Consider the following 3,468-nt stretch of genomic DNA (forward strand, 5'->3'; position numbering starts at 1 on the left):
CCCCGGCGCGCACGATGCGCGCCGGGGCCGATGCGTGAAACCTGGTGGAGCCGCGTGAAGCCGTGTGGGGCCGGTGGGGCCTGTGGGGCCGGTGGCGGCGTCCGGTCAGGCGGCGAGGCCGAGGGCCGCCATCCGCTTGGTGTGCGCCTTGGTGATCCGGGTGAACATCTCGCCGACGGCCGCCAGGTCGAAGCCGGCCGCCATTCCGTCGACGCCGCCGACCAGCATGGTCGAGAGGGCGTCACGCTCGGCGACGACGCGCTGCGCCTGCGAGAGGGCCTCGCCCATCAGCCGACGGGCCCACAGCGCGAGCCGGCCGCCGCAGCGCGGGTCCGCCTCGATCGCGGCGCGCACCTTCTCGACGGCGAAGTTGCCGTGGCCGGTGTCGTCGAGCACGCCGAGCACGAGCGCGCGGGTGTCGGTGTCCAGGTGGGAGGCGACCTCGCGGTAGAAGTCGCTGGCGATGGAGTCGCCGACGTACGCCTTGACCAGGCCCTCCAGCCAGTCCGAGGGAGCGGTCTGGCGGTGGAAGTCGTCGACGCCCTTGGCGAAGGGCTGCATGGCGGCGGTGGGCTCGACCTCGATGGCCGTGAGCCGGTCCCGCAGCCGCTCGAAGTGGTGGAACTCGGCGGAGGCCATCGCGGCGAGCTCGGCCTTGTCGTCCAGGGTGGGCGCGAGCTTCGCGTCCTCCGCGAGGCGCTCGAAGGCCGCGAGCTCTCCGTACGCGAGCGCGCCGAGCAGGTCCACGACGGCGGCCCGGTACTGCGGCGAGGCAGAGGCGGTCGCCCAGTCCTGGGAAGCGATACCGACGGCTTCGGCGGGTGCGCTGTCGTCGGCGGGCGAGGCGTTTTCTACGGTCGACATGCTCCGCACAATAGCCCGCCGAATGGCCCTCCAAGGCATCACGCCGGTTGACCGCCTGTCCAGCTAAACGCGTCTACCCGGTGAATTCACCCGACACACCTGCGCGATTCCGGGGTACAGTGGTAATGCGCCTGCCGAACACTCGGCGGGCCATCCGAATGAGGATGCCCGGTCGGTGGCCCGATCGGCTCCAACCGACCGCCCTCGGTGTGGTGCGTACGTTCATGCGTACCGCCTCCGCACGAGGGGCCCCCTCAGCGGCAGATGCGCCTGAGCGAAGGCTAGTGGTCCCGCGCAGCTTCGTACGTAGCAGTACTGCAAGCACGGCACGGTACGACCCCCCTCGCCGCCTCGCGCCGCGTCTCACAGAAGAGGCAGCACCCTGACTACGTTCCGAGACCTCGGGATCCTTCCCGAAACGGCCGAAGCCCTTGAGGCCGTCGGCATTGTGTCCCCCTTCCCGATCCAGGAGATGACCCTCCCCGTCGCCCTTTCCGGCACGGACGTCATCGGCCAGGCCAAGACCGGAACCGGCAAGACGCTCGGTTTCGGCCTTCCCCTGCTGGAGCGGGTCACCGTCCCCGCGGACGTCGAGGCCGGCCGGGCCACCCCCGCGCAGCTGACCGACGCCCCGCAGGCCCTCGTGGTGGTTCCGACCCGCGAGCTGTGCACCCAGGTCACCAACGACCTCCTGACCGCGGGCAAGGTCCGCAACGTCCGCGTCCTCGCCATATACGGCGGCCGCGCGTACGAGCCGCAGGTCGAGGCGCTCAAGAAGGGCGTCGACATCATCGTCGGCACCCCGGGCCGCCTGCTCGACCTGGCCGGGCAGAAGAAGCTCGACCTGTCGCACGTCAGGGCCCTGGTCCTGGACGAGGCCGACGAGATGCTCGACCTGGGCTTCCTGCCCGACGTCGAGCGGATCATGAGCTACCTGCCGCCGAAGCGTCAGACCATGCTGTTCTCGGCGACCATGCCGGGCGCGGTCATCGGCCTGGCCCGCCGGTACATGACGCAGCCGACCCACATCCGCGCCGTCTCCGAGGACGGCGAGGGCGCGACCGTCGCCAACACCACGCAGCACGTCTTCCGTGCGCACAACATGGACAAGCCGGAGCTCGTCTCCCGCATCCTGCAGGCCGAGGGCCGCGGCCTGGCGATGATCTTCTGCCGTACCAAGCGCACGGCGGCCGACATCGCCGAGCAGCTGGAGAAGCGCGGCTTCGCCTCGGGCGCCGTCCACGGCGACCTGGGCCAGGGCGCCCGCGAGCAGGCGCTGCGCGCCTTCCGCAACGGCAAGGTCGACGTGCTGGTGTGCACCGACGTCGCCGCCCGCGGTATCGATGTCGAGGGTGTGACCCACGTCATCAACTACCAGACGCCCGAGGACGAGAAGACCTTCCTGCACCGCGTGGGCCGCACCGGCCGCGCGGGCAACAAGGGCATCGCCGTCACCCTGGTCGACTGGGACGACATCCCGCGCTGGCAGCTGATCAACAAGGCGCTGGAGCTGGACTTCCACGACCCGGTGGAGACGTACTCCACGTCCCCGCACCTGTTCGAGCAGCTGAACATCCCGGCCGGCACCAAGGGCATCCTGCCGCGCACCGAGCGCACGCGGGCCGGCCTGAAGGCCGAGAACGTGGAAGACCTGGGCGAGACCGGCGGCCGCGGTGGCCGTGGCGGCCGCTCCGGTCCGGCCGCCGCTGTGGCGACCGAGGAGCGTCCCGAGCGCACCCGTACGCCGCGCCAGCGACGCCGCACCCGTGGCGGGTCGGAGCTCGCCGAGGGCGCCGAGGCCGCCGCCGTCACCCCCGTGGTGGACGCGCCGGCCGCTCCGGCCGCCGACGAGCCGCGCAGGCCGCGCCGCCGCCGCACCCGTGTGGGCGCCGTGCCGGCCCAGGCCGTGGAGGCCGCTCAGGTCGTGGAGGCCGCTCCGGCCGCCGTGGTCGAGGCTCCCGTGGCCGCGGTGGCCCCGGTCGCCGAGGAGGCCCCGGCCAAGCCGCGGCGCGCCCGCACCCGCAAGGTCGCGGAGGCGGCTCCGGAGCCGGACTTCCAGATGGCGGCGCCCGTCGAGCCCGCGCCCGTCCGGGCGCGCCGCCCGCGCAAGATCGTGGCGAGCGCCCCCGAGCCGGACTTCCAGATGGCCCCGCCGGTCGAGCCGGTCAAGGCCCGGCGCACCCGCAAGCCCGCGGCCGCCCCGGTGACCCCGGTCGTCGAGGCCGCCGTCGTCGCCGAAGAGGCGCCGGTCAAGCCGAAGCGCACCCGGACCCGCAAGGTCGCGGAGGCGGCTCCGGCCGAGGCCGTCGCGGTGGCCGTGGCGGAGGAGGCTCCGGCCAAGCCGAAGCGGACCCGTACGCGCAAGGTCGCCGAGGCCGCTCCGGTCGCCGAGGCCGCCGCCGTGGCCGAGGAGGCGCCCGCCAAGCCGAAGCGCACCCGCACCCGCAAGGTCGCGGCCGCCCCGGAGGCGTAAGCACCCGAGCACCGCACCGACGGCCCCGGGCCCCCCCCCCGGGGGGGGGGGGGGGGGGGGGGCCCCGGGGGGTTCCCCGGGTTGTTTCGGGGGGGGGGGGGGGTGAAGCCTCAGGGCGGTGGCACCTCGGA

General features: G+C 73.6%; 2 protein-coding genes. One reads left to right on the plus strand and one right to left on the minus strand.

Annotated features, from left to right (window positions below; all coding sequences use genetic code 11):
• Positions 1-105 precede the first annotated feature (105 nt).
• The gene (locus tag ACZ4VT_RS13185) at positions 106-864 is read right to left on the minus strand and encodes a ferritin-like fold-containing protein (protein ID WP_351304838.1); all 759 of its coding nucleotides are present in this window, start codon (positions 862-864) and stop codon (positions 106-108) included.
• Positions 865-1,336: 472 nt separating this feature from the next.
• Here ACZ4VT_RS13185 and ACZ4VT_RS13190 point away from each other — a divergent pair, with 472 nt between their 5' ends.
• Positions 1,337-3,337 carry a DEAD/DEAH box helicase gene (locus tag ACZ4VT_RS13190; RefSeq protein ID WP_467949083.1) on the plus strand — a complete coding sequence of 667 codons (2,001 nt, stop codon included), beginning with the start codon at positions 1,337-1,339 and terminating at the stop codon, positions 3,335-3,337.
• Positions 3,338-3,468: the final 131 nt, after the last annotated feature.

It is taken from the genome of Streptomyces sp. NPDC029164, assembly GCF_055563995.1.